The organism is Nocardia sp. NPDC023852, assembly GCF_040639505.1.
In the GTDB taxonomy this organism is placed as follows: Bacteria; Actinomycetota; Actinomycetes; order Mycobacteriales; family Mycobacteriaceae; genus Nocardia.
Window position 1 is genome coordinate 762,631 of the sequence record NZ_JBFAAB010000001.1, and the last position, 24,479, is coordinate 787,109.

General features: G+C 67.8%; 23 protein-coding genes. 20 read left to right on the forward strand and 3 right to left on the reverse strand.

What is annotated here, in order from left to right; genetic code table 11:
* The 6 genes from AB0H00_RS03465 (at nt 1) to AB0H00_RS03490 (ending at nt 6,952) form a co-directional block, all read left to right on the forward strand.
* On the forward strand, nt 1-495 hold the full coding sequence (locus AB0H00_RS03465; protein ID WP_357260438.1) for a YbjN domain-containing protein: 495 nt from the start codon (nt 1-3) through the stop codon (nt 493-495).
* Between the two features lie 81 nt (nt 496-576).
* Nucleotides 577-1,482, forward strand: coding sequence for an ROK family protein (locus AB0H00_RS03470; RefSeq protein WP_357260057.1), 906 nt, complete (start codon nt 577-579; stop codon nt 1,480-1,482).
* 169 nt (nt 1,483-1,651) lie between these two features.
* A complete protein-coding gene (locus AB0H00_RS03475; protein WP_357260060.1) occupies nt 1,652-2,389 on the forward strand; it encodes a phosphoglyceromutase in 738 nt (245 codons plus the stop codon).
* Between the two features lie 381 nt (nt 2,390-2,770).
* Nucleotides 2,771-4,825, forward strand: coding sequence for a CocE/NonD family hydrolase (locus AB0H00_RS03480; RefSeq protein WP_357260062.1), 2,055 nt, complete (start codon nt 2,771-2,773; stop codon nt 4,823-4,825).
* A 205-nt stretch (nt 4,826-5,030) separates the two neighbouring features.
* Nucleotides 5,031-6,266: an ATP-binding protein gene (locus tag AB0H00_RS03485; RefSeq protein ID WP_357260065.1), complete on the forward strand. Its 1,236-nt coding sequence runs from the start codon at nt 5,031-5,033 to the stop codon at nt 6,264-6,266.
* A complete protein-coding gene (locus AB0H00_RS03490) occupies nt 6,263-6,952 on the forward strand; it encodes a response regulator transcription factor (RefSeq protein WP_357260067.1) in 690 nt (229 codons plus the stop codon). The genes AB0H00_RS03485 and AB0H00_RS03490 overlap by 4 nt, the downstream gene beginning before the upstream one ends.
* A gap of 189 nt (nt 6,953-7,141) precedes the next feature.
* Here AB0H00_RS03490 and AB0H00_RS03495 read toward each other — a convergent pair whose 3' ends face one another.
* Together AB0H00_RS03495 and AB0H00_RS03500 are read right to left on the reverse strand one after the other, a co-directional pair.
* Complete coding sequence (locus AB0H00_RS03495) at nt 7,142-7,471, reverse strand: hypothetical protein (protein ID WP_357260070.1); 330 nt, start codon at nt 7,469-7,471, stop codon at nt 7,142-7,144.
* A 109-nt stretch (nt 7,472-7,580) separates the two neighbouring features.
* Nucleotides 7,581-8,453, reverse strand: a complete 873-nt coding sequence (locus tag AB0H00_RS03500) for a hypothetical protein (protein ID WP_357260072.1) — start codon at nt 8,451-8,453, stop codon at nt 7,581-7,583.
* A gap of 65 nt (nt 8,454-8,518) precedes the next feature.
* Between AB0H00_RS03500 and AB0H00_RS03505 the strand changes: the two genes are divergently transcribed.
* The 9 genes from AB0H00_RS03505 to AB0H00_RS03545 all read left to right on the forward strand — a co-directional run bounded on the left by AB0H00_RS03505 (nt 8,519) and on the right by AB0H00_RS03545 (nt 17,542).
* Nucleotides 8,519-9,553, forward strand: coding sequence for a Ppx/GppA phosphatase family protein (locus tag AB0H00_RS03505; RefSeq protein ID WP_357260075.1), 1,035 nt, complete (start codon nt 8,519-8,521; stop codon nt 9,551-9,553).
* A gap of 67 nt (nt 9,554-9,620) precedes the next feature.
* Nucleotides 9,621-11,267, forward strand: a complete 1,647-nt coding sequence (locus tag AB0H00_RS03510; protein ID WP_357260078.1) for a hypothetical protein — start codon at nt 9,621-9,623, stop codon at nt 11,265-11,267.
* A gap of 112 nt (nt 11,268-11,379) precedes the next feature.
* Nucleotides 11,380-12,273: a sugar phosphate isomerase/epimerase gene (locus AB0H00_RS03515; RefSeq protein WP_357260441.1), complete on the forward strand. Its 894-nt coding sequence runs from the start codon at nt 11,380-11,382 to the stop codon at nt 12,271-12,273.
* Nucleotides 12,274-12,417: 144 nt separating this feature from the next.
* Nucleotides 12,418-13,305, forward strand: coding sequence for a thioesterase family protein (locus AB0H00_RS03520; RefSeq protein WP_357260080.1), 888 nt, complete (start codon nt 12,418-12,420; stop codon nt 13,303-13,305).
* Nucleotides 13,306-13,629: 324 nt separating this feature from the next.
* Nucleotides 13,630-14,448 carry a pyrroline-5-carboxylate reductase gene (proC, locus tag AB0H00_RS03525; RefSeq protein ID WP_357260083.1) on the forward strand — a complete coding sequence of 273 codons (819 nt, stop codon included), beginning with the start codon at nt 13,630-13,632 and terminating at the stop codon, nt 14,446-14,448.
* A 261-nt stretch (nt 14,449-14,709) separates the two neighbouring features.
* Nucleotides 14,710-14,898 (forward strand): helix-turn-helix domain-containing protein, encoded by a 189-nt coding sequence (locus tag AB0H00_RS03530; protein ID WP_040696222.1) that lies wholly within the window; start codon nt 14,710-14,712, stop codon nt 14,896-14,898.
* Nucleotides 14,899-15,130: 232 nt separating this feature from the next.
* Nucleotides 15,131-15,232 (forward strand): AURKAIP1/COX24 domain-containing protein, encoded by a 102-nt coding sequence (locus AB0H00_RS03535; protein WP_003402602.1) that lies wholly within the window; start codon nt 15,131-15,133, stop codon nt 15,230-15,232.
* 211 nt (nt 15,233-15,443) lie between these two features.
* On the forward strand, nt 15,444-16,517 hold the full coding sequence (locus AB0H00_RS03540; RefSeq protein ID WP_357260444.1) for an NAD-dependent epimerase/dehydratase family protein: 1,074 nt from the start codon (nt 15,444-15,446) through the stop codon (nt 16,515-16,517).
* A complete protein-coding gene (locus AB0H00_RS03545; RefSeq protein ID WP_357260086.1) occupies nt 16,514-17,542 on the forward strand; it encodes a lysophospholipid acyltransferase family protein in 1,029 nt (342 codons plus the stop codon). Before AB0H00_RS03540 ends, AB0H00_RS03545 begins: the two co-directional genes overlap by 4 nt.
* 36 nt (nt 17,543-17,578) lie before the next feature.
* Here AB0H00_RS03545 and AB0H00_RS03550 read toward each other — a convergent pair whose 3' ends face one another.
* Complete coding sequence (locus tag AB0H00_RS03550; protein ID WP_357260447.1) at nt 17,579-18,544, reverse strand: HAD-IB family hydrolase; 966 nt, start codon at nt 18,542-18,544, stop codon at nt 17,579-17,581.
* A 357-nt stretch (nt 18,545-18,901) separates the two neighbouring features.
* Here AB0H00_RS03550 and AB0H00_RS03555 point away from each other — a divergent pair, with 357 nt between their 5' ends.
* The 5 genes from AB0H00_RS03555 to AB0H00_RS03575 all read left to right on the forward strand — a co-directional run bounded on the left by AB0H00_RS03555 (nt 18,902) and on the right by AB0H00_RS03575 (nt 24,433).
* Nucleotides 18,902-19,162, forward strand: coding sequence for a glutaredoxin family protein (locus tag AB0H00_RS03555; protein ID WP_357260089.1), 261 nt, complete (start codon nt 18,902-18,904; stop codon nt 19,160-19,162).
* 236 nt (nt 19,163-19,398) lie between these two features.
* Nucleotides 19,399-20,229: a redox-sensing transcriptional repressor Rex gene (locus AB0H00_RS03560; protein ID WP_357260092.1), complete on the forward strand. Its 831-nt coding sequence runs from the start codon at nt 19,399-19,401 to the stop codon at nt 20,227-20,229.
* A 76-nt stretch (nt 20,230-20,305) separates the two neighbouring features.
* On the forward strand, nt 20,306-21,748 hold the full coding sequence (locus AB0H00_RS03565; protein ID WP_357260099.1) for a glutamyl-tRNA reductase: 1,443 nt from the start codon (nt 20,306-20,308) through the stop codon (nt 21,746-21,748).
* A complete protein-coding gene (gene hemC, locus AB0H00_RS03570) occupies nt 21,745-22,797 on the forward strand; it encodes a hydroxymethylbilane synthase (protein ID WP_357260101.1) in 1,053 nt (350 codons plus the stop codon). Before AB0H00_RS03565 ends, hemC begins: the two co-directional genes overlap by 4 nt.
* A gap of 73 nt (nt 22,798-22,870) precedes the next feature.
* Entirely contained in the window at nt 22,871-24,433 is a 1,563-nt protein-coding gene (locus AB0H00_RS03575) for a bifunctional uroporphyrinogen-III C-methyltransferase/uroporphyrinogen-III synthase (protein ID WP_357260104.1), read from the forward strand.
* Nucleotides 24,434-24,479: the final 46 nt, after the last annotated feature.

The window sequence follows — 24,479 nt, forward strand, 5'->3', positions numbered from 1 at the left end:
GTGCAGGCTACCGCGCAGATCATCGACCAGACGTTGCGCGACAGGGAAATCGAACACACCCGGCCTGGCGCGGAGACCTTCGTCGTCACCCTGCCCGGCGAGCGCAAACTCGCGACGACGGTGCTGATCACGGTCGGCAAGCACGGAGTCCGCGTCGAGTCGTTCGTCTGCCGCAAGCCGGACGAGAACTTCGAAGGCGTCTACAAATTCCTGCTGCGCCGCAATCGCAGGCTGTATGCCGTCTCCTACACTCTGGACCGAGTCGGCGACATCTACCTCGTCGGCCGCCTTGCCACGCACGCCGTCACTTCCGACGAGCTCGACCGGGTGTTCGGCCAGATCCTCGAGGCCGTCGACGCCGACTTCAACATGTTGTTGGAGCTCGGCTTCGCGGAATCCATTCGCAGGGAGTGGAAGTGGCGCGTCTCGCGCGGCGAACCGCTGAACAATTTGCGCGCCTTCGAACATCTGGTGGAGTCCGCGGACAAGCCGTGACGGCCCGAGCCGAATCGGGAACGTCGATCGCCTGCTCGGGCGACAATCGCAGGTGGCTCGAATTCCGAAGGTGGCATGGCGATGACTGTTCTTGCTCTTGATATCGGCGCGACGAAGTTCGCGGCCGGTGTGGTGTACGCCGGCCATGAGGTCCGCGACGTACAGCGGGTGGACGTGCCGCGCGACGGCGTGTGGGATACCTGCCGCGGCTTGCTGCGCGAAGTAGCGGGCGCCGAGCGGGTCACCGCCGTCGGCATCGGCTCGGCGGGGCCGGTGGATGTGCGGACCGGCGTTACCCGGCCGTTGAACATCCCCGAGTGGAAAGCCGGATTCCCGATCGTCGCCGCCGTGCGGGAGCTGTTTCCCTCGGCCGTGATCCGATTCGCGATCGACGGCGCCTGCCTCGCGCTGGCCGAACATCACGTCGGCGCGCTGCGCGGGGTGTCCGATGCCCTTGCTATGACTGTGTCGTCGGGGATCGGCGGCGGACTCATCGCCGACGGCAAGGTGCTGCTGGGGCGCACCGGCAATGCGGGACACGTCGGGCACATCGTCGTGCCGGGCTGGGACACGCCCTGCGGCTGCGGTGGCGTCGGCTGCGTCGAGGCGGTCGCCAGTGGCATGTCCTCGGTGCGCTGGGCGCGCGAGCAGGGCTGGTTGGGCACGACCGGCCTGCAGTTGGCCGAGGCCGCGCACGCCGGTGACGAGATCGCCGTCGCCGCGCTGCATCGGGCGGGCACCGCGCTCGGCGAGGCGATCGCCTCCGCCGCCGCGTTGTTGGACATCGACCAAGTGGTGATCGGCGGGGGGTTCGCGCAATCCGGTGAGCCGCTGTGGCATCCGCTGCGCGCGGCGCTTGCCAAGCATGCCCGGCTGGGCTACCTGCGGGAACTGCGCGTGGTGCCGTCTCGAATCACGCACGGCGCGACGCTCGTCGGTGCGGGCGTCCTCGCCGCAGGCTATGCCACGGTGGACGAAACTGTGTGAATATCCCGCTGTGCAGACGGGTTCACCATGAAACGCCTGAGTGGAGAGCACGATCATTTTCTCGCTCGGACCACCACTGCCGGGACCCTCTGGTGCGGATCAGGCCGAGCGGACGCAGCGTCCGGGGAACCGATGCGACCAGGTGGAGCGCGCATGGGAGGATGGCGGCATGACGTACACCCTCGTGCTCCTGCGCCACGGCGAAAGCGAATGGAATGCCCTGAACCTGTTCACCGGCTGGGTGGACGTGCATCTGACGGACAAGGGCATCGCCGAGGGCAAGCGCGCCGGGGAGCTGCTGGCCGAGCACGGCATCCTGCCCGACATCGTCTACACCTCGCTGCTGCGGCGCGCGATCTCCACCGCGAACATCGCGCTGGACGCCGCCGACCGGCACTGGATTCCGGTGGTCCGCGACTGGCGGCTCAATGAGCGTCACTACGGCGAACTGCAAGGTAAGAACAAAGCGCAGATCCGGGAAAAGTACGGCGACGAGCAGTTCATGCTGTGGCGCCGCAGTTACGACACCCCGCCGCCACCGATCGACCCGGCCAACGAGTACAGCCAGGAGGGCGACCAGCGCTACGCGGGCATCGACGTCCCGAAGACCGAGTGCCTGCTCGACGTGGTGAACCGAATGGTCCCGTACTGGGAGTCGACTATCTCCAAGGACCTGCTTTCCGGCAAGACCGTCCTGGTCGCCGCGCACGGCAACTCTCTGCGCGCGCTGGTCAAGCACCTCGACCGGATCTCCGACGACGAGATCGCGGGCCTGAACATCCCCACCGGCATCCCGCTGCGCTACGAACTGGACGAGAGCCTGCGTCCGATCCGCCCGCGCGAATACCTGGACCCGGAAGCGGCTGCCGCAGGCGCCGCAGCCGTCGCCGGCCAAGGTGCCAAATAATCCAACCCGCATTCCCAGCGCGCTGCGACCCACTCGGTCGCAGCGCGTTTGTCGTTTCCGCCGTACGAGACGACCGACCGGACTAGTTGTGCTGGATCACCACGCCCAAGCGGTGCGTTGCGCGACACGCCGTGCGGGTGAGCGTCAGTAGGCGGTGGCGGCATCTACGGTTCCTGCGGTGATGGGAGATTCCTCTGACGGGTGCTGCCGCGGTCGCGTGGCCGGTGTACACGGCAGGAGAGCACGCCGCGCTCACGCGGCCGAAGACACTACTTATGTGAACTGACATTCTTATCTCGGTTACTGTTACCCCGTGTCCTTACTGGCAAGTAGGTATGTACACTTTCGTCGTTCTAGCAGCCGAGAGGTGGATCACGTCGGATGAAGCATGCGTTGCGGGTCATGGTGGCGGCGGTTACCGCTGCAGTGCTTGTTCCCTTCCTCATGAGCGGTGCCACCGCGTCGACGCCGACCGGTCCGGACGGCGGGACGGCGGGCGCTGCATGGGCGGCCACCCAGGACGCGCCTCAGCAATACCCGAACATTCACATCACCTGGGATGTCCCGATCACGATGAGTGATGGCACAGTCCTGAAGGGGAATGTCTATCGCCCCGCGGACGTCTCCGGCCGCCCGATCGACACCCCGACGCCGACGGTTGTCAACCTGACGCCCTACACCAAGCTGGTCTCGAACCTGGCCGACCACGCGCAGTCGATTCCCGGCCTGTCCGACGCGCTGATCGAACTTCTCCGTCAGATCGATATGAGCGGCACCCCGCTGTCCGGCCTCACCGACCTGACCAAGGCGTTCGGCGGCGGCGAGCTGCGCAACTTCACTGTCGACCGGCAGCTGATCAAGAGCGGCTACACGCAGGTGGTAGTCGACGTGCGCGGCACCGGCTTCTCCCAGGGCGTCTGGGACATGCTGCGCCGGCGCGAGCAGCAGGACACCGTGGAGGTGATCGACTGGGCGTCGCGGCAGCCGTGGTCCAACGGACGCATCGGCATGAACGGCATCTCCTACTCCGGGATCAACCAGGTGCAGGCCGCCGAGAAGCACCCGCCCGCCCTGCGGGCCATCTTCCCGGTCGTGCCGGGCAGCGACCTGATGAACGACGTACTCGCACCAGGTGGCGGCTTCGGCCTCACCTTCATCCCGCTGTGGCTGACCGCGATCAACGGCCTCAAGCTGATTCCCGACTTGGCCTCGGTGGTCACCGGGCAATTCGATACCACGTGGCTGGCTGACCGGGCCCGAGATCCGTTGACATTCATGGACGTTCTGCTCAACGTCTACACCACCGCGCGTATCGAGGATCTCGACCCGCGTGCCAAGGAACTGCTGACCGCCGACTCCGCACCGCGCCAGGACTGGCTCGGCGATCCGAGCACGATCCAGGTACCCACCTTCGTCACCGGCGGCTGGCATGACCTGTTCGCCTACTCGGAATCCAAGATCTACCAGCAGATTCCGCTGCCAGCAGGCCAGAAGCAGCTGTTGATGGGGAACACCTACCACCTCAACTCGGGCAACGAGTACGGCAAGCCGGGCCTGCCGCCGCGACTGGACGTGCTGCAGCGCGCGTGGTTCGACAAGTGGCTCAAGGACATCGACAACGGCATCGATCAGTACGGCCCGATCACGCTGCGTCAGCAGGGCGGCAGCTGGATCACCACCGACTCGTTCGCCGCGCCGATCGGCGGAGCAGGTCCGCAGGAGGCGGTGCACCGCAGGATGTATCTGTCCGCCGCTCCCAGTGGCACCGCGAACAGCGGGTACGACGGTTCGCTCACCGGCGATGCCAACGGCGACACCGCACGGCTGACCGTCGCGCCGGGCCTGACCAGCCTGTGCTCCAACGACGCGGCGCAGGGTACCGCGGGCGTGCTGTCGGTCATCGATGGTTGTGCCAAGGACTCCCGCGTCGAGGAACTGAACGGGCTGACCTTCACCAGCGCCCCGGTCGCCGAGGCGACCACCGTATCGGGCCGGATCGCGGTGCGGCTCAATACTATTCAGGACGCCGCCGACGGGTACTGGGTGGTCACCGTGAACGATGTCGCGCCGGACGGTCGATCGAGCGTACTGTCCTCCGGACAGCTCATGGCCTCGCTGCGCGCGATCGATGACGTGAACAGCAGCAAATCGGCCAACGGCGACTACACCGACCCGTGCCCGTTCACCTCGTTGGACCGGCGTCAGCCGACCGTCCCCGGTGAGGTGACCACGCTGGACATCGCGCTGCCCGCCACGGAGGCGATTCTGCGGCCGGGTCACCGCCTGCGCGTCGACGTGTACGCGGGAAACTTCCCCAAGGGCCTGCCGGTCCTGCCGATGCTGATCGATACCGGTCTGCAGCCGCAGCATGTGCAGCTGGATCCGGAGCTGCCGAGTTTCGTGAACGTGCCGGTGCGGGGAAATCCCGGCTGGTGATTCGTCGGGTATGCCCGAAGCCAGCCGCCATCTTGCCGGTAGTCCGGACGCGATCTTGCGTACTTACGACCGGCAAACAGACGCGGAGCCGCGGGGGAGAACGGCGCGTAAACACACGGCTAACGAGGCTGGAAGGTGCTATGACCTGCGCGAAACATCGCACACCCGGAGTTGGTCGGGCGGTCGGCGACCGTACGATTCAAGGGTGAGTGTTCCACAGGCCGTCCTGCTGGCAGTCCTCGCGGCTGTCGTCGGCCTGGCAGTCGGCGGGCTACTGATCCCGTACGTGAATGCCAGGCAGGCAGCCCGCAGGCAGGCCGATTCCGGGCTCACCATGTCGCAGGTCCTGGACCTGATCGTGCTGGCCTCCGAGAGCGGCATCGCGGTGGTCGACGAGTACCGGGACGTGGTGCTGGTGAACCCGCGCGCCGAGGAACTCGGTCTGGTCCGCCACCGCCTGCTCGAGGAGCGCGCCTGGGTCGCGGTGGAGAAAGTGCTCGCCACCGGTGAGTCCGCCGAGTTCGATCTGACCGCGAAGAATCCGGTGCCCGGACGTGGCCGCATCGCCGTGCGTGGCGTCGCCAGGCAGCTGTCCCGGGAGGAGACCACCTTCACTGTGCTGTTCGCCGACGACGATTCCGAGCAGGCCCGCATGGAGGCCACCCGCCGCGATTTCGTCGCCAACGTCAGTCATGAGCTCAAAACCCCGGTCGGCGCGATGAGTCTGCTCGCCGAGGCACTGCTGGAATCGGCCGAAGATCCGGAGGCCGTGCGCCACTTCGGTCAGCGGGTGCTCGGCGAATCGCGCCGCCTCGGCAAGATGGTGACCGAACTCATCGCGCTCTCGCGCCTGCAGGGTGCGGAGAAGCTGCCCGAGCTCGAGGTGGTCGACGTGGACACCGTGGTGATGCAGGCGGTCGACCGCTCGCGCACCGCCGCCGAGGCCGCGGGCATCACGGTGAGCACAGACCGCCCGAGCGGGCTCGAGGTACTCGGCGACGAGACCCTGCTGGTCACCGCGTTGTCCAACCTGGTGGAGAATGCGATCGCCTACTCGCCCGCCGGCTCGCATGTGTCGGTCAGTCGTTCGTTGCGCGGCGACCACGTCGCCATGGCCGTCACCGACCGCGGTATCGGCATCGCCAAGGAAGATCAGGAGCGGGTGTTCGAGCGGTTCTTCCGGTCCGACAAGGCACGCTCTCGCGCCACCGGCGGCACCGGACTCGGCCTGGCTATCGTCAAGCATGTGGCCGCCAATCACAACGGTGAGATCACCCTGTGGAGCAAGTTGGGCACAGGATCGACGTTCACCCTGCGCATACCCGCTCACCACGAAGCAAGTGGGGACGAAGACCCCGACGGCTCCGTGGTGAGCACGAAAGAAATAAGCCCGCGTCTCTTGGGGCCGGGTCGACCGAATGGTGTGGAGGCACGCAGATGACGAGTGTGTTGATCGTCGAGGATGAGGAATCGCTGGCCGATCCGCTCGCGTTCCTGCTGCGCAAGGAGGGCTTCGAGGTCACCGTAGTCGGTGACGGACCGTCCGCGCTCGCGGAGTTCGACCGGTCCGGCGCGGACATCGTGTTGCTCGACCTCATGCTGCCCGGCATGAGCGGCACCGATGTGTGTAAGCAGCTGCGGACCCGCAGCGGCGTGCCGGTGATCATGGTCACCGCGCGCGACAGCGAGATCGACAAGGTAGTCGGCCTGGAACTCGGCGCTGACGACTACGTCACCAAACCGTATTCCGCGCGCGAGCTGATCGCGCGCATCCGTGCGGTTTTGCGCCGCGGCGCCGGCGACGAGCTGGAGGGCTCGAACGAGAGCGGTGTGCTCGAGGCCGGTCCGGTCCGGATGGATGTCGACCGGCACACCGTGCTGGTGAACGGCACACCCGTCACGTTGCCGCTCAAGGAGTTCGACCTGCTCGAATACCTGCTGCGCAACTCGGGACGAGTGCTCACCCGAGGTCAGCTGATCGACCGCGTCTGGGGTGCCGACTACGTCGGTGACACCAAGACGTTGGACGTGCACGTCAAGCGTCTGCGCTCCAAGATCGAAACCGACCCCGCGAAGCCGGAGCACCTGGTCACCGTCCGCGGACTCGGCTACAAACTTGAAGCATAACTGCTTTGCCGCTCTCAATTCCGCCAGTCACACCCCTGTGCTCACGAAACGGGACAACTGATTTCGTGAGCACATGGGTAGCTTCCGGGAGTACGCGCGGGACACGAGAGGTACTTGACGCAGGACCTGAACGCAAATCCTGCACCTCCCGACTAGTACGGCCTGAAGACCCGGCGAGGCGGAACAGCGTCAGGGGAAGTAGATCCAGGTGGTGCCGAGGGGGGTTTCGGTCTTCTGCAGGGTGATCCAGCCGAGATCGTCCTCCTGCATGCAGTCGTAGATGTCCGCGGTATCGGTGCCGCGGCAGGCGATCGTGTGCGACGTGCCGTACGGGCTCGCGATCAGGAGCTTGCCCGCGGCCTTGGCGTTGATCGCCGCCGGATCGGTGGCCGCGACGAACTCGGCGGTGAAGTCGGCGAACCTGGCGGGATCGCCGTTCGGCTCCGCGTGGGCTACTCCGGTCGGTGCGAGGGCGGCGCCGATCGCGATGGTCGCCATGGTGAGAACTTTCTTCGACATAACGGCACATCAAACCCCATCTGAGTGAAGAACGCATGGCGACCGGGTGAACCCGCTGCGAGAACGCACGGTGAGCGGATCGGCTAGCGGGCGTGCGGTCGGCAAACGATCAGGCCGGCTGATCGCCGGAATCGCGCATTCGGTCGGCGTGCACGGTCGCCGGGTGGATGGCGATCAGGCCTAGGCCCTCCCGGCGTTTGCAGTGCCTGGCCAGCTCCTCGTAGGCGGGCGCGCCGAGCAACTCGATCAGCTCCGGTCGGTAGGACTGCCAGACGGGCTTGCTGCCGACGTGCGCGTCCGGGGACCCGGAGCAGTACCAGTCGAGGTCGGCTCCACCCGGCCCCCAGCCGCGGCGGTCGTACTCGGTGACGACGGTGCGGAGGATCTGTACACCGTCGGGCCGGTCCACCCAGTCCTGGGTGCGCCGGATCGGCAGCTGCCAGCACACGTCCGGCTTGACCTCGAGCGGCTCGATGCCTCGGCGCAGCGCCATGGTGTGCAGCGCGCAGCCGACGCCACCCGCGAAGCCGGGACGGTTGAGGAAGATGCACGCGCCGTCGAACCGGCGAGTGCGCAGCGCGGGTTCGTCCTCCAGTTCGTCGAGTTCCAGATAGCCCTTCTTGGTGATCGCGCCCTCGGCGTCGGTTGCCTCGCCCATCAACTGCCAGTCCTGCGGTGTGAGCATTTTCACAGCACGCTGCAGGCGCTTGCGGTCGTCCTTGTCGGAGAGGAAGGCGCCGTGCGAGCAGCAGCCGTCGTCGGGCCGGTCTGCCAAGATGCCCTGACAGGCAGGTGTGCCGAAGACGCATGTCCATCGCGACAGCAGCCAGGTCAGATCGGCGACGATCAGATGCTCGTCGTTTGCCGGATCGACGAACTCGATCCATTCACGGGGGAAGTCCGGATCGACTTCGGGAGCCGGATCGATCTTCCCCGCTGGTCGGGGCTGGGTGGGACCGCTCGCGGATGCGCCTACCGTCACACCCGAGGACGCTAACAGTTCAGTCGCCTGGTCTAAAGTGCCGTAACACCCAGTACCGTGTTCATGTGCGGCTTGGGGTACTCGATGTCGGAAGCAATACCGTTCACCTGCTCGTGGTGGACGCCCACCGCGGTGGTCACCCCATGCCCATGAGCTCCACGAAAGCCACGTTGCGCCTGGCGGAGAACATGGATCAAGCGGGCCGTATCACCGAGGCGGGTGCGCAGCGACTGATCGGCATCATCGCCGAGTGCGCACGCGTTGCGAAGACGTCCGAGTGCGTGGAGCTGATGCCGTTCGCCACCTCGGCGCTGCGTGAGGCGACCAACTCCGACGAGATCCTCGCCAGGGTCCGCGAGTCGACCGGCGTCGACCTCCAAGTGCTCTCGGGTGTCGACGAGGCCAGGTCGACCTTTCTCGCGGTGCGCCGCTGGTACGGCTGGAGTGCCGGCCGCATTATCAATCTGGACATCGGTGGCGGGTCGCTGGAAATGACGAACGGAGGCGACGAGGAACCCGACGTCGCCGTCTCGCTTCCACTCGGCGCGGGCCATTTGACGAGGGTGTATCTGAGCGAGGATCCGCCGGGGAAGCGACGCGTGGCCAAGCTGCGCGACTGGCTCGAGGCGGAGCTCGCTGTGCCGGCGAAACAATTGATCGAGGCAGGCCGACCTGATTTGGCGGTCGGCACGTCGAAGACGTTTCGTTCGCTCGCCCGACTGACCGGCGCGGCACCGTCGGCAGCGGGTCCGCGTGTGCGCCGTACACTCACCAGCTCAGGTCTGCGTCAACTGATTGCGTTCATCTCGCGGATGACGGCGTCGGACCGGGCAGAATTGGAAGGCGTGAGTTCCGATCGGTCACAGCAATTGGTGGCTGGCGCACTGGTCGCGGAGGCGAGTATGCGGGCACTATCGCTGGATAGTCTGGAGATTTGTCCGTGGGCGCTGCGTGAAGGGCTGATCCTGCGCAAACTGGATACCGACATGAATAGTGGACCCAGAGCAACGTACATACCTGGCCCGGCAGCCGAGGACGGCAAACCGGCGCCCGGCGGTGGCGTGGCGCTATCGGGACCGATCGGGACGGTGTCGTCATGAGCGAGCGAACAATGAACACAGCCGAGTACTCGGTCATGTCGGAGCCGAGCGTTAGCGAGGCGCGATCATGAGCGAGGATTCCAAACAGTTGTCAGTCGCGGAACTGCTGGCACGCAACGGCCAGCAGGGCTCCGGCTCGTCCGGCGGGAGGCGCCGCCGCAGCGGCCGCGGCATCTCCGTCGCCGAACTCACCGGTGACCTGCCCGTCATCCGCGAGGGCGGCGGTCACTCCGCGCACTCCGCGCCCGACTCCGGTGTATCCGAGGAGCCGGCCTACGAGCAGTCCTCGTTCGATCTGCCCGCGCCGGAACCTGTTTCGTACGCGCCGTCGGAGCCCTCGCCCGACCTATCGTCGTATTCGCCCATGTCCGGGCCGATTTCGATGTACGACCCGCTTGCGGCCTACGGCCAGTCGGAGCCGCCGAGGGCCGATCCGGAGCCAGGGCGGTCGAGCCGGGTGATGCCGGGCCGGGAGATGCCGTCCTCGCGGCACGCCACGCCTGTCGACCCGCTCTCGCCGAGCACCCCGGTGTCCGACCTGTACTCGGTCGCGCCCGACCCGTACGTGACCGACGCGGTGCCGGGCGGTTCGCTGCCCGAGGCGCCGCCGCGTGCGTCCGGACGCCGACGCCGGCACGCCGAACCGGAGGAGGGCGCCACCGAGGTGCGTCCGCCGCTGCGCGAAATGTCGCCGGAGTCAAGTGGGCGCGGATGGGCCGACCGTGGCGCGGCAAGTGGCGCTCTGCCGGAGTTCGGTCCTGCCGATGGTCGTCCAGGGTCGGGCCGCAACGGTCTCGCCGAGTTCGGTGAGTCGGACTTCGGCCGAGCCGATCGCGGCCGGTCGAGTCTGCCCGAGCGCAACGGGGCCATGGGCGGCCGGGCCGCCCGGCGTCGTGCGAAGGAGGCCGAGGAGGCCGGATCCGCTCCCGCCGCGTGGTCGCCGTCCACCAATGGTTTCGCTCCGGAGTCGGAGTCGGAGTCGGAGCCGCTGCCGGAGACGAGACCGAAGTTGCCCGACCGGCTGCCGGAGTCGCCGCCGCGATCGTCCCGCCGCAACGGCGCAGGCGACGGTGGCCTGCCTGCCTGGTCGGCCCGAAGACGCGCGAGTTCGCCACCGCGCGACTCGGCGCCCGAGTCCGGCGGCATCCCGACCGCCGCGTGGTCGCTGGCCAGCCAGGATCAGCAGCTCGTTTCCGGCCAGACGGTCGCGGGAGATCTGCTGCGCGACGGCGTCGAGCGGGCCGAGCGCGGTAGACGCGACCGAGGCGAGCGCGAAACCGGTCGTTCGCGGGTCGAGATCGACGAGGGCGTGACCGACGTGTACGCACCCGTCCTCAGCGTCGACGTCGACGTCGACGTCGACGACGAGGACGGCGAAGCGGCCGAGCAGCCTCGCGCCCGGGCTACGTCCACGCGCCGGTCTCGGATGGCCGAGAAGGCGACATACGACGCCAACCGGCGCCAGTGGATGATCCTTGGCGGTCAGAGTGCCGGCGCAGCGGTCGCGGGCATGTTGCTGTTCAAAGGCTTCGAGCGCATGTGGGAGATGCTCCCGTGGGTGGCGCTGGCGCTGGCGATGATCGTGATCCTCGGCCTTGTTGCCCTCGTGCGGATCTTGCGTAGGACCGACGACATCCTCAGCACTGTCATCGCCGTCGTCGTGGGCAGCTTCGTCACATTGGGGCCGCTAGCCTTTCTCCTCAGTACGAACTGAGTAGGGAGCTGCTGTGGTGAACATCGGGCAGGCAGACGAGGCCGGGACGCGGCACGTCCCTGAGGCAGCGGCGGACGCCGTCTCGCCCGGCGGCGCCACCCAGCCGCAGCAGATTCAGGTCGGCTTGTCGACGGCTTCCGTATACCCGCAGAACGCCGAAGCGGCGTTCCGCTATGCGGCCGAACTCGGTTACGACGGCATCGAACTGATGGTCTGGGCCGAACCGGCCAGCCAGAGTATCGCCACCGTGCAGGCGTATTCCCGCAAGTACGGTGTCCCGGTGCTGGCACTGCACGCGCCGTGCCTCCTGATCTCGCAGCGGGTGTGGGGCTCGGATCCGATCGCCAAGCTGGAGCGCAGCGTCCACACCGCCGAGGCGCTCGGCGCGCGCACCGTGGTGGTACACCCGCCGTTCCGCTGGCAGCGCCGTTACGCTGCCGGTTTCGCCGCGCAGGTGGCCGAGCTGGAGGAGGCCGGTTCGGTGATCGTCGCGGTGGAGAACATGTTTCCGATGCGCGCGGACACGCTGTTCGGCCGGGGCGAGCGCGGGGTGAGGCGGCTGGAGCGCCGGGGCGGTCCCGGGCCCGCGCTCACTGCTTTCAGCCCGTCCTACGACCCGACCGACACCGGGTTCCGGCACTACACACTCGACCTGTCGCACACCGCGACCGCTGGCGCCGACCCGTTGGCTTTGGCCGCGCGCATGGGCGATGGTCTCGCGCACCTGCATCTGGCCGACGGCCGCGGTGCCGCCCACGATGAGCATCTGGTTCCTGGTGAAGGCAGTCAGCCGTGCGTGGAGGTGTGCGCGACCCTGGTCGGCAACGGCTTCTCCGGCCAAGCAGTGGCCGAGATCAATACGCAGAACGCGCGCACCACGCATGATCGGGCAGCCATGCTGCATCGCACACTGGCCTTCGCCCGCCAGCACCTGAACGGTCTCGCGCCCGCCTCCGCGCCCGGGCCGGCCGGCGCGGACCGGGCCTGGCCCGGCCCGCCGGTGTGACGGGCGCCATTTTCCGACACTAGGGAGTCCGGCCGCGCAATCCTGGAACTGTACGCTGTACAAATGCAGTCGCGCCGTGGTCCCGCAGTGCGTAGGCGACGCCCATGAGCCCCTCGGTGCGGCCGACGGATGACAGGAGTGAGGATGACGACAGAGCTGACGGCCGATCTCGACCCGGCCCCCGCGATCGACGCACCGTTCAGTCGGGTGTGCGCCCTGACCGAAATGCCCGCAACCAGACCGAACACGGGCCGCTACCTGGGTGTCATCGACAAGATCTGGACCATCGGCACGAAGGTGCACGGCGGAACCATGGTCGCCGCCAGCGCCGCGGCGGCGACCACTTGGCTGCGCGCCTCCGACCCCGCCCTGGTCGGCATGGCCCCGATCGCCGCGAGCTCCGACTTCCTCGGCGCGCCGAACCCGGGCGAGGTCGAGTACGAGGTGCGCGTCCGGAAGGTCGGTCGCCAGATCTGTCTGGCCGACGCCGACCTGATCCAGGGTGGCCGCACTCTGGTCCGCACGGCGCTCACCTTCGGCCGTCTGGACGACGCCGAACCGATCTACGCCCCGCAGCACGGTGACATGCCCGTGCGGCCACCGGCCGACGCCATCGGCTACGAGCCGGGCTCGCCGATGGGTGGCGTGGTGCATGTGGGCCAAGGCGCCGAGCTGTACCTGGATCGGGAGTGGGCCCGTTTCCTCGATGGCGAAAACGGGGAGCCGCGCCTGCGGATGTGGATGCGGCCCCGTCCCGCCGACGAGCAGAACCCCGACGTCGCCATGTTCTTCGCGATGATGAGCGCCGACATGAGCCCGCCGGTGCCGATGAACCTCGGCCATTTCGGCTGGGCGCCCACCGTGCAGATGACCACCTACCTGCGCCGCAGTCCCGCACCGGGCTGGCTGCGGATCATCGCGACCACGCATGAGGTCGGCGGGCGTATGTTCGACGAAGATCAGCTGGTTCTCGACTCCACCGGAGCGGTCGTCGCGCAGAGCCGTCAGCTCGCGCTCGTCCCCCAGCGCTGACCGCGGGCGCGCGCCCGCAGCGCAGAATTTGCGAAACGTAACATTTGATCTCGTGAGCACATGGGTAACTCATCGGGTACGTCCAGAACCCGGCAGTGCGCTTGACGCAGGACCTGAACGTGACGTGCGCGGCTCTCGCCCGTATGGTCTGAATCTCCGGGGAGGCGGATCAGGAACATCTGATCTCATGAGCACATGGCCAACTCATCGCGTACGGCCAGAACCTGGCAGCGCACTCGATGCAGGACCTGAACGCGACATGCGCGACTCTCACACTTACGGCCTGAATCCGCGGAGAGGCGGATCGGAGAGGCGGACCAGCCCATGACGAGAATTGCGGTGATCGGTGGCGGGCGCATCGGGGAGGCGTTGATCGCCGGGTTGCTGGAATCCGGACGACTGGCCAAGGATCTGGTCGTCGTGGAGACCCGCAGGGAACGGTCCCATCAGATCGCCGACCGCTTTCGTGTGCGGGTCACCGATGACGTGGCCGATGCCGCGGTAGGCGCGGACCTGCTGGTGATCGCCGTGAAGCCCGCCGATGTCGAGGCCGTGCTCGCGCCACTCGGCAAGGCGGAGGTCGGCAGCGACCGCGACCAAGTGCTTCTCTCGCTGGCGGCGGGGGTGCCGACGGCGCGTCTGGAAGGAAGGTTGCCCGCTGGTTTCCCGGTGGTACGGGTGATGCCGAATACACCGATGCTGGTGGGGCAGGGCATGAGCGTGATCGCGCCGGGCCGCTACGCCCGGCCGCAGCATCTGGAGCTGGTGACCGAGGTGCTCGCCGCGGTCGGCAAGGTGGTTACCGTCGCGGAGACGCAGATGGACGCGGTTACCGCGGTGTCCGGCTCCGGCCCGGCCTACTTCTTCCTTGTCGTCGAGGCCATGGTGGAGGCGGGCGTCGGACTCGGGCTTACCAGGGACGTGGCCACCGAGCTCGTGGTGCAGACCATGGTCGGCTCGGCGGCACTGCTGGACGAATCCGGCCAGACGGCCGCCGAACTGCGCGCAGCCGTCACATCGCCCGCGGGTACCACGGCGGCCGCCGTACGTGAGCTGGAGCGCGGCGGACTGCGCTCGGCATTCCTGGAGGCGCTCTATGCGGCCAAGCAACGGTCAGCGGAACAGGGTGCTTCAGTGGAGTGACCAATCGGTTTCCCATCGGAGAACCGATTTCTCACTCCCGTCGCAATAACACCACTGGTCCCGCTAAGCTTCAAGGAGCACGTGCGTGTCTGTACCGCCGGTGGGGAAGCCGGCGGCGCGGACGTGCCGGAGGTCAATGGTGCAATGATGTCTTCGAACAAGATGTCTGCAAATAATTCAGGAGCGTCCGGCGGCTCCGGTCCCTCGAGTGGCCGGGGCACCTCCCGATCGCAGAGTGGGTCCGCGTCTCAGGGGCAATCTGTGCTCGGTGGTGGCACCCAGTTCCTCACCGTCGCCGAAGTGGCGAATCTGATGCGGGTGTCCAAGATGACGGTATATCGGCTGGTGCATTCCGGTGAGTTGCCCGCCGTACGGGTCGGTCGATCGTTCCGTGTGCATGCCAAGGCGGTGCACGACTACCTGGAAACGTCCTACTTCGACGCCGGATGAGGCGGTTTCGCTACCGGCCGGACGTGCCGGTACGATAGCTCCTCGGTTCGTGTTCGCCCGCCGGCGGCACCGCTGTTGGGTGCCCCGTGGTGCCCGGCGGCGCGGACACAGGGCGTGAGGCTTGCTGAGCGACCTCGGTCAATTGGCAGGGGCGCCTTGGCGGACGGACGTCCGGCAATCGCGCACGTCGAGGACGTGCGCGCCGAGTAGAGAGAACGCGAGGAACAACCCTATGGGTTCTGTGATCAAGAAGCGCCGCAAGCGCATGTCGAAGAAGAAGCACCGCAAGCTGCTTCGCCGCACGCGTGTCCAGCGGCGCAAACTCGGCAAGTAAGGCGCCACTGCGCGAGAGCTGTGGAGGCCCGTCACCGATAGGTGACGGGCCTTTTCGTTTTGAAATTCGAAATTTTAAAACTGTCAAATGTATCACGTGACTGAAGTCATCGTTAGATCCTGGTTAATACTCTCGGCCGATGGGAAAGCACCCGCTACTCTAGGAGCGGGAATAACACCAATGGGGGCTGCCAAGGTGGGAAGCGGTGCCGGTGGGTTCTGACGTGCGGGACGAACAGACGCCGAAGGTCGTGCTGGTCACCGGGGCCAGCCGGTTCTTCGGCGGTAACGTCGTCGCCCGGCTCGCTCAGGATCCCAGCATCGAGCGCATCCTGGCCGTCGATACGATGACCCCCGGTCGTGAGCTTCAGCGCCGCATGGGCCGCGCCGAATTCGTCCGTGCGGACATTCGAAATCCGTTGATCCGTAAGGTGATCGATGGTGATGCGGTGGACACCGTTGTACACGCCGCGGTGCTGGCGCGGCCACCGGGTGGCGGCAGCCGCGCGGTGATGAAGGATCTCAACGTCCTCGGCGCCATGCAGCTGTTCGCGGTGTGCCAGAAGGCGCCGTCGGTGCGCCGGGTTGTGCTGCGGTCCTCGTCGGCGGTGTACGGTTGCAGCGCGAAGGATCCCGCGAAATTCAGCGAGGAAATGAGCGCGCGGACGCCCCCGCGCGGTGGGTTTGCGCGCGACATGATCGAAATCGAAGGTTTCGTGCGCGGGCTGGCGCGCCGCCGCCCGGATATCGCCACGGCTATTCTGCGATTCGCGCCGATCGTGGGTCCGCGGCTGGCCGGTCGTGGGGTGCAGTATCTGCGTTCGCCGGTCACACCGACCGTTTTCGGCCGGGACGCCAGGATGCAGCTGTTGCACGAGGGGGACGCGGTCGCCGCGCTGACCCTCGCGGCGCGCACTACGCAGAGCGGCACCTACAACATCGCGGGCGACGGTGCGCTGTCGTTGTCGCAGGCGGTTCGGCGGGCGGGCCGGGTCGAGCTGCCCGTGCCGTTCACCGTGTTCCGCACCGCGGGGCGGCTGCTGATGGGCCCCGTGATGCGCGATTTCTCTGGCGAGCAGCTCGACTATTTCCATTTCGGTTGCGGTCTGGACACCACGCGCATGCGCGCCGAACTCGGGTTCGTGCCGCGCTGGACGACGGTCCAGGCGTTCGACGACTTCATCGGGGGCGCAGCGTTGCGGCCCGTGGTCGATCCGGCATGGATCGACGCCGCAGAAAACAAACTGCTCGGCCTGCTCGGGGCCGGTACGGGAGCACAACAATGAACGACGTAGCGAAGGTCATTCCACTGCACGACCTCCAGTTCGAGGCGCGCCAGCGGCCGATCCCGCGACGCTGGCCCGAGACCTCGGCAGGCATGCCCGCGCCGAGCCCTGTCACGTCGCTGACGGAGCGTCTCGCCGCCGTCTCGCCACCGCCGGCGCAGTCGCTGTCGGGGCTGGTCCGCGGCGCGCTCGGCAGGCAGATCGGCAAGACTGCCGAGTTCGCTCGCCGCAGGCTCGCAGGCGACTACCAGGTCGACGAGTTCGGCTTCGACGAGCACCTACTCGAGTCGGTCGTTCTGCCCGCATTGCGCCCACTGTCGGAACTGTGGTTCCGAGCGGAGGTCAGCGGGATGGAGAACATCCCGGAGGCGGGCGGCGCGCTGATTGTGGCCAACCACGCGGGCACTGTGCCGCTGGACGGCCTGATGCTACAGCTGGCCGTACACGACCGGCACCCGAAACAGCGCGCGTTACGCCTACTCGCTGCCGACCTGATCTTCGAGATGCCGGTGCTCGGCGCGCTCGCCCGCAAGGCTGGGCACACGCTGGCCTGCCGCGAGGATGCCGAGCGGCTGTTGCGCTCCGGTGAGCTGACCGGCGTTTTCCCGGAGGGCTTCAAAGGCGTCGGCAAGCAGTTCGCCGACCGTTATAAACTGCAGCGCTTCGGCCGCGGCGGTTTCGTCGCCGCGGCGGTGCGCACCGGTGTGCCGATCATCCCGTGCTCCATCGTCGGTTCCGAGGAGATCTACCCGAAGCTGGCCGATCTCAAGCCGCTGGCCCGGCTGCTCGGCCTGCCGTACTTCCCGGTGACTCCGCTGTTCCCACACCTCGGCCTGCTCGGCGCTGTGCCGCTGCCGTCGAAGTGGTATATCGAGTTCGGCGCCCCGATCCCGACCACCGGCTACGAGCCCGAATCGGCCGACGACCCGATGACCATGTTCGAGGTCACCGACCAGGTGCGCGAGACCATCCAGCAGACGCTGTACAAGCTGCTCACCAAGCGCCGCAACATATTCCTGGGCTGAGTTCTGGTCTCGCTTCGCGGGGTTGCCTGGCGCTGGCTAACTGCTGTCGCGGTGGCGGGTCACCGCCGCGGCGACGGCGCCGCCCGCCGCGCCGAGGGCGAGGGCGGTCGGTACACCGATCTTGGCGGCTTTGCGCCCGGTGCGGAAGTCCCGGATCTCCCAGCCCCGGTTCTTGGCCACCTCACGCAGATCGGAATCCGGGTTGATCGCCACCGCGGTGCCGACCAGCGAGAGCATCGGCACGTCGTTGTGGCTGTCGGAGTAGGCGGTGCACCGCTTGAGGTTCAGGCCCTCGCGAATCGCCAGCGTGCGCACCGCATGCGCCTTGCCGAGGCCGTGCAGGATGTCGCCGACCAGGCGCCCGGTGAACTTCCCGTCCACGCTCTCGGCGACTGTGCCCAGCGCGCCGGTGAGCCCGAGCCGCTTCGCGATCACCTGCGCCAGCTCGACCGGCGTCGCGGTCACCAGCCACACCTGCTGGCCCGCGTCCAGATGCATCTGCGCGAGCGCGCGGGTGCCGGGCCAGATCTTGTCGGCGATGATCTCGTCGTAGATCTCCTCGCCGAGCGCGGCCAGTTCGGCGGTCGGACGCCCGGCGATGAACGCCAGCGCCTTCTCCTTGCCGCTGACCATGTCGGTGCTGCTTTCCTTGCCGGTGATCCGGAACTTCACCTGTTTCCAGGCAACATCCACCAGGTCGGAAGTCTTGAAGTACTTGCGCGCGGCGAGGCCGCGGGCGAAATGCACGATGGACGCGCCCTGCACCATGGTGTTGTCGACATCGAAGAATGCCGCCGCGGTCAGATCGCGCGGCACCTCGGGGCCGACCGTCTCCGCCTCGCCGGCGGCCAGTTCCGCGTCGTGCAGTGTCAGGGCCGCGTCCGCGCTCGCCTCGCCGGCCAGGTTCGCGCGCAATTCCTCTTCGCTAGGGCCGAAGGGGCTACGCGAGATACGGGCGAGCTGATCCTGCAGACCCTGAAGACCTTGGCCCACCTGACTCAGATTCCACCGTGCTGGAAACTCACCGAACCGTCCAGCGATGAATCCGGCTTTTGCCACCCTCGATCGTTCCGGCACCAGTACCTCCGCCCGTCGCGCGAATCACGTCAACAGTAACCGGATCGGCCGCCAGTCACGGCAGAAGGCAGCGTGCGACACAATCGCGAAGCGCGTACGGTGCCTTCGGGGTGCGGGAGCTCCCGCATTGCACCGCAGGCAGCGTGCGACACAATCGCGAAGCGCGTACGTTGCCTTCGGGGTGCGGGAGCTCCCGCATTGCACCGCAGGCAGCGTGCGACACAATCGCGAAGCGCGTACGGTGCCTTCGAGGTGTGTGGGGCGCCCGATTTAATACTCCGCATGACCAATCCCACACATTCGGTGACGTTGCTGACCAGAGTGGGCTGCGGCCTGTGCGTGCTCGCATTGGAACAGCTGCGTGCGATCTGCGCCGAATTCGACATCGAACCGCGGACTGTGGACGTCGACGAAGCCGCCGCAAGCGACCCTGGCCTGCGCGCGGAGTACGGAGACCGCCTTCCTGTCGTACTGCTGGACGGCCGAGAGCACAGCTATTTCGAGGTAGACGAGGCCCGATTGCGGGCGGACCTGAAGCACTGAGCGGCGCCGTTTGCCGCCCGTTCCGGCCGTTGTGCTGGTCGCGGCGGAAAATGAGGTCAATTTCACCGACTTTGTGCAGGGCTTCACAAGCAGTTACGGTGGTGGCACGCGACCCGCATGCCGAGGCTGCGGAGCCGCCCTGAAATCCGAAAATTCGACCGTGGCACCGGACCGTCCTGGGCCAGAGGTCGAGCGACGAACCGGCGCCCGATGGGCCGGAACGAGGAGCCGACGACGTGACAGAGCAGCATGAGGCGCCGAGCGGCGTCTCCGGCAGGGCTCTGCAGAAGGACATCCCGCAGGCCACCGTCGCGCGGCTGGCCACCTATCTTCGGGTCCTCGCCTTGTTGGCCGACGACGGTGTGGCCATCGTATCGAGTGAGGAACTGGCTGTCGCGGCGGGTGTCAATTCGGCGAAGTTGCGCAAGGATTTGTCGTTCCTCGGGCCCAACGGCGTGCGTGGTGTCGGCTATGACGTGGCCAAGCTGCGGTCGAGGATCGAGGACGTGCTCGGCCTGTCGCAGGGCCACCGTGTCGTGCTCGTCGGCGCGGGGAACTTGGGGCGAGCCCTGGTCGGCTACCGCGGGTTTCAGCGACGCGGGTTCACCGTGGTCGGCATGTTCGACAGCCACCCCGACGTCATCGGCATGTCGGTCGCCGGTCTGGTGGTGCGCGATGTCGCCGCGCTGGCCGAGGCCGTCGCCGCGCTGGAACCGACCATCGCGGTCATCACAGTCCCCGACGACGCGGCTCAGGACGTGTGCGACCGGCTGGTTGCCTCCGGGTTGCAGTCGATTCTGAGCTTCGCTCCCTGCGAGCTTGTCGCGCCGGCGACGGTCGAAGTCCGACGGGTGGATCTGGCCGTCGAAATGCAGATGCTGTCATTCGAACGGGTGCGCAATGCCGACGCCGCCCCGTTCCCCGAGGTCGCGCATGCCGGGTCTGGACGTATTGCGCACCGGCTCCCGACGCCGCATTCGGCGGCCACGCACCCGGGACTCAAGCATTCGGCAACCTCGCATACGGCAACGGAGCCAAGCAGCAAGGGATCGGTGGTCACACCATGAGTGAGCGCAGCGAGCGAATCAACCAGCACAGAATGCCGCCGCGCAGGCCCCTGCCGGGCGAGAGCGAGGCACAGGCATGAGTGTTCTGCTCGTCGGCATCTCGCATCGCAGCGCGCCGGTGGCGGTGCTGGAGAAGGTGGCGATCACCGATACGGACCGACCGAAGCTCATCGATCGCATGCTCGCCTCCAGCCACATCTCCGAGGCGATGATTGTCTCCACCTGCAACCGGGTCGAGGTCTACGCGGTGGTCGATGCCTTCCACGGTGGCCTCGCCGACGTCGGCGACCTGCTGACCAAGCACTCCGGGCTGCCGCTGCCCGATCTGACCAAGCACGCCTACGTCCGCTACTCCGAGGCGGCCGCCGAGCATCTGTTCGCCGTGGCCAGCGGCCTGGACTCGATGGTGGTCGGCGAGCAGCAGGTGCTCAGCCAGATCCGCGGCGCCTATGCCTCCGCCGACGCCCAGCAGGCGGTCGGGCGGACCCTGCACGAGCTGTCCCAGCACGCGCTGCGGGTCGGTAAGCGGGTGCACTCCGAGACCGGGATCGACCGCGCGGGCGCGTCGGTGGTGTCGGTGGCGCTGGATCGCGCGCAGCACGTGCTCGGCTCACTGGCCGGACGGACCGCCGTGGTCGTCGGCGCCGGCGCGATGGGCGGCCTTGCGGTGGCGCATCTTTCGCGCGCAGGGATCGACCGGATCATCGTGGTGAACCGCACCATCGAGCGGGCGCGCAGGCTGGCCGAGACCGCGGCCACGCACGGCGTCGAGGCCGATGCGCGGGAGCTGTCCCGGCTCACCGAGGCGATGGCCGCGGCCGATGTGGTAGTCACCTGTACCGGCGCGGTCGGCGCGGTCGTGACGTTGGCCGACACCCACCGTGCGCTCACGGAGCGGGAGCGCGGCGACGAATTCGCGACGGATGAGCGGCCTCTGGTGTTCTGCGATCTGGGCCTGCCCCGCGACGTCGAGCATGCCGTGGCCGGGCTGCCCGGTGTCACGGTCATCGATATCGAGACGTTGCAGCGCGATCCCGCGGCGGGCGCGGCCGCCGACGACACGGCGGCCGCGCGCTCGATCGTCGCCGACGAGCTCGCCAAATACCTTGCCGGACAGCGAATGGCGGAGGTCACCCCGACCGTAGCCGCGCTGCGCCAGCGCGCCGCGGAGGTGGTCGAGGCCGAACTGCTCCGACTGGGCTCGCGGCTGCCCGGTCTCGCGGATCCGGAGCGTGACGAGGTGGCGCGCACCGTGCGCCGGGTGGTCGACAAACTACTGCACGCGCCGACGGTGCGAGTCAAGCAACTGGCGTCCACGCCGGGCGGTGACAGTTACGCCGAGGCGCTGCGGGAACTGTTCGAACTGAAACCCGGTGCCGCGCAGGCGGTCGCCGCACCGATGGAGATCACCGCCCTCCCCGGCGAGGGCATCGATCTCACACTGGCCGACGGCGAGATCGCCTTGGCCGACGACTTCACCGCCGGGCATCGCGGAGAGGAACAGGGGCAAACGGCATGACCATGGTGCAGGAGGGCAGCGTGACCGCGGGCAGCACACGTGCGCCGTGGCGGATCGGCACCCGAGGAAGCCTGCTCGCTCTCACCCAGGCGGGCACGGTGCGCGACGCGCTGATCGCCGCGGGTCAGCCGGCCGAGCTGGTCGTGATCAAGACCGCCGGTGATCTGTCGGCGGACCCGGTGCAGAAGATCGGCGTCGGAGTGTTCACCTCCGCGCTGCGGGACGAGCTTGCCGCCGGTGCCATCGATATCGCGGTGCACTCCTATAAGGATCTGCCGACCGCGCAGGATTCGCGCTTCACCATTGCCGCCATCCCGCCCCGCGAGGACCCGCGCGACGCCCTGGTGGCGCGCGACGGACTGGTGCTCGGCGAATTGCCGGCGGGCGCCAAGGTCGGAACCTCCGCGCCGCGGCGCGCGGCGCAGCTGCGGGCACTCGGCCTCGGCTTGGACGTCGTCCCGCTGCGTGGCAACCTGGACACCCGGCTACGGAAGGTCATCGAGGGCGAGTTGGACGCTGTCGTGGTGGCCAGGGCCGGACTGGCCCGCATCGATCGGCTGGACGCGGTCACCGAGGCACTGGAGCCGGTGCAGATGCTTTCCGCCCCTGCCCAGGGCGCACTTGCGGTCGAATGCCGCAGCGACGACGACGCGCTCATCGAGATTCTGACCGGCTTGGACGACGCCGCCACCCGCTCGTCGGTACTCGCTGAACGGGCGCTGCTCGCCGAGCTGGAGGCCGGTTGCACCGCGCCGATCGGCGCGCTCGCCGAGGTCGTCGAGTCGCTCGACGACGAAGGACGGATCGTGGATGAGCTTTCACTGCGCGCCTGCGCGGCGGCCGTCGACGGGTCCGATGTGTTGCGGGCGTCGGTGGTCGGCGCCCCTACGAAGGCGGCGGAGCTCGGCCGTGCGCTGGCGCGCGAGCTGCTCGACATGGGCGCGCGCGAGCTTCTCGCGACCGAACCGGACGACGGTTCCCGTGCCCAGGCGGTGAGTTCGCCCGACACAGACTTGCCCAATCCCAGCCCAATGGAGAACAGCCAATGAGCGAGCGTAGCGAGCGAATCATAGGCACCGCGCCTTCGGGCATGCCGGAGCCGAGCGTCAGCGAGGTGCAGGCATGAGCCGAGCCACCAAAAAACACCCTGGTCGGATTCTTTTCGTCGGATCGGGTCCCGGTGACCCGGCGCTGCTCACCGTGCGGGCCCGTGAAGTGATCGGGCGGGCGACGCTGGCGTTCACCGACCCCGACGTCGACAAGGGCGTGCTCGCCCTGATCGGCACCGCGGTCGAGCCAGGCCCCGACGGCGAGCGCCCGGTGGACGTGCGGCCCGCGCTCGGCGAGCCCGCCGAAGTGGCCAAGACACTGATCGCCGAGGCGCGCAGCGGGCATGACGTGGTCCGGGTGGTCGCGGGCGACCCGCTGACCACCGATTCGGTGATCGCCGAGGTCAATGCCGTCACCCGTTCGCACATGGTCTTCGAGGTGCTGCCCGGCCTGCCCAACGGCTCGGCGGTGCCCAGCTACGCGGGCATCGCGCTCGGCTCCGGGCACACCGAGGCCGACGTGCGCGGTGAGGTCGATTGGGCCGCACTCGCGACCGCCCCCGGTCCGCTCGTGCTGCACGCGACTTCCGGGCACCTGGCCGAAACCGCGAGCGCACTGGTCGAGCACGGCATGGCGCCGCAGACCCCGGTCGCGGTGACGGTGCGGGGCACCACCCGCCAGCAGCGCACCATCGAGGCCACCTTGGCCACGCTGAACAGCGCGGCCTCCGAGCTGGTCGGTCCGCTGGTGGTGACCATCGGCAAGGTGGTCGCCCAGCGTTCGAAGATGTCGTGGTGGGAGTCGCGCGCACTGTACGGCTGGACTGTGCTGGTGCCGCGCACCAAGGATCAGGCCGCCGAGATGAGCGAGCGGTTGGTCACGCACGGCGCCATCCCGATGGAGGTGCCGACGATCGCGGTCGAGCCACCGCGCAGCCCGGCGCAGATGGAACGCGCGGTCAAGGGCTTGGTCGATGGGCGCTATCAGTGGGTGGTGTTCACCTCCACCAACGCGGTGCGCGCGGTGTGGGAGAAGTTCGCCGAGTTCGGTCTGGACGCACGGGCGTTCTCCGGCGTGAAGATCGCCTGTGTCGGCGAGGCTACCGCGGAAAAAGTGCGCTCGTTCGGCATCAACCCCGAGCTGGTGCCCAGCGGTGAGCAGTCCTCCGAGGGCCTGCTGGCCGACTTCCCGCCCTACGACGATATTTTCGACCCGGTCAACCGGGTACTGCTGCCGCGTGCGGACATCGCCACCGAGACGCTGGCCGAAGGGCTGCGCGATCGCGGCTGGGAAATCGACGACGTCACGGCCTACCGCACGGTGCGCGCATCGCCGCCGCCCGCGGAGACCCGCGAGATGATCAAGACCGGAGGCTTCGACGCGGTCCTGTTCACCTCCTCCTCCACGGTGCGCAACCTGGTCGGTATCGCGGGCAAGCCGCATGCCCGCACCATCGTGGCGTGTATCGGCCCCAAGACCGCCGAAACCGCCATCGAGTTCGGCCTGCGTGTCGACGTGCAGCCCGAGGTGGCCCAAGTTGGTCCCCTGGTCGAGGCGTTGGCCGAGCACGCCGCCCGGCTCCGAGCCGAAGGCCTTCTGCCGCCGCCCCGCAAGAAGAGCCGCCGCAGCCGCTGATCCGCGGTTTCGGACGAGTCGCCCCGCCCCCGGGCGGTGGAATGGT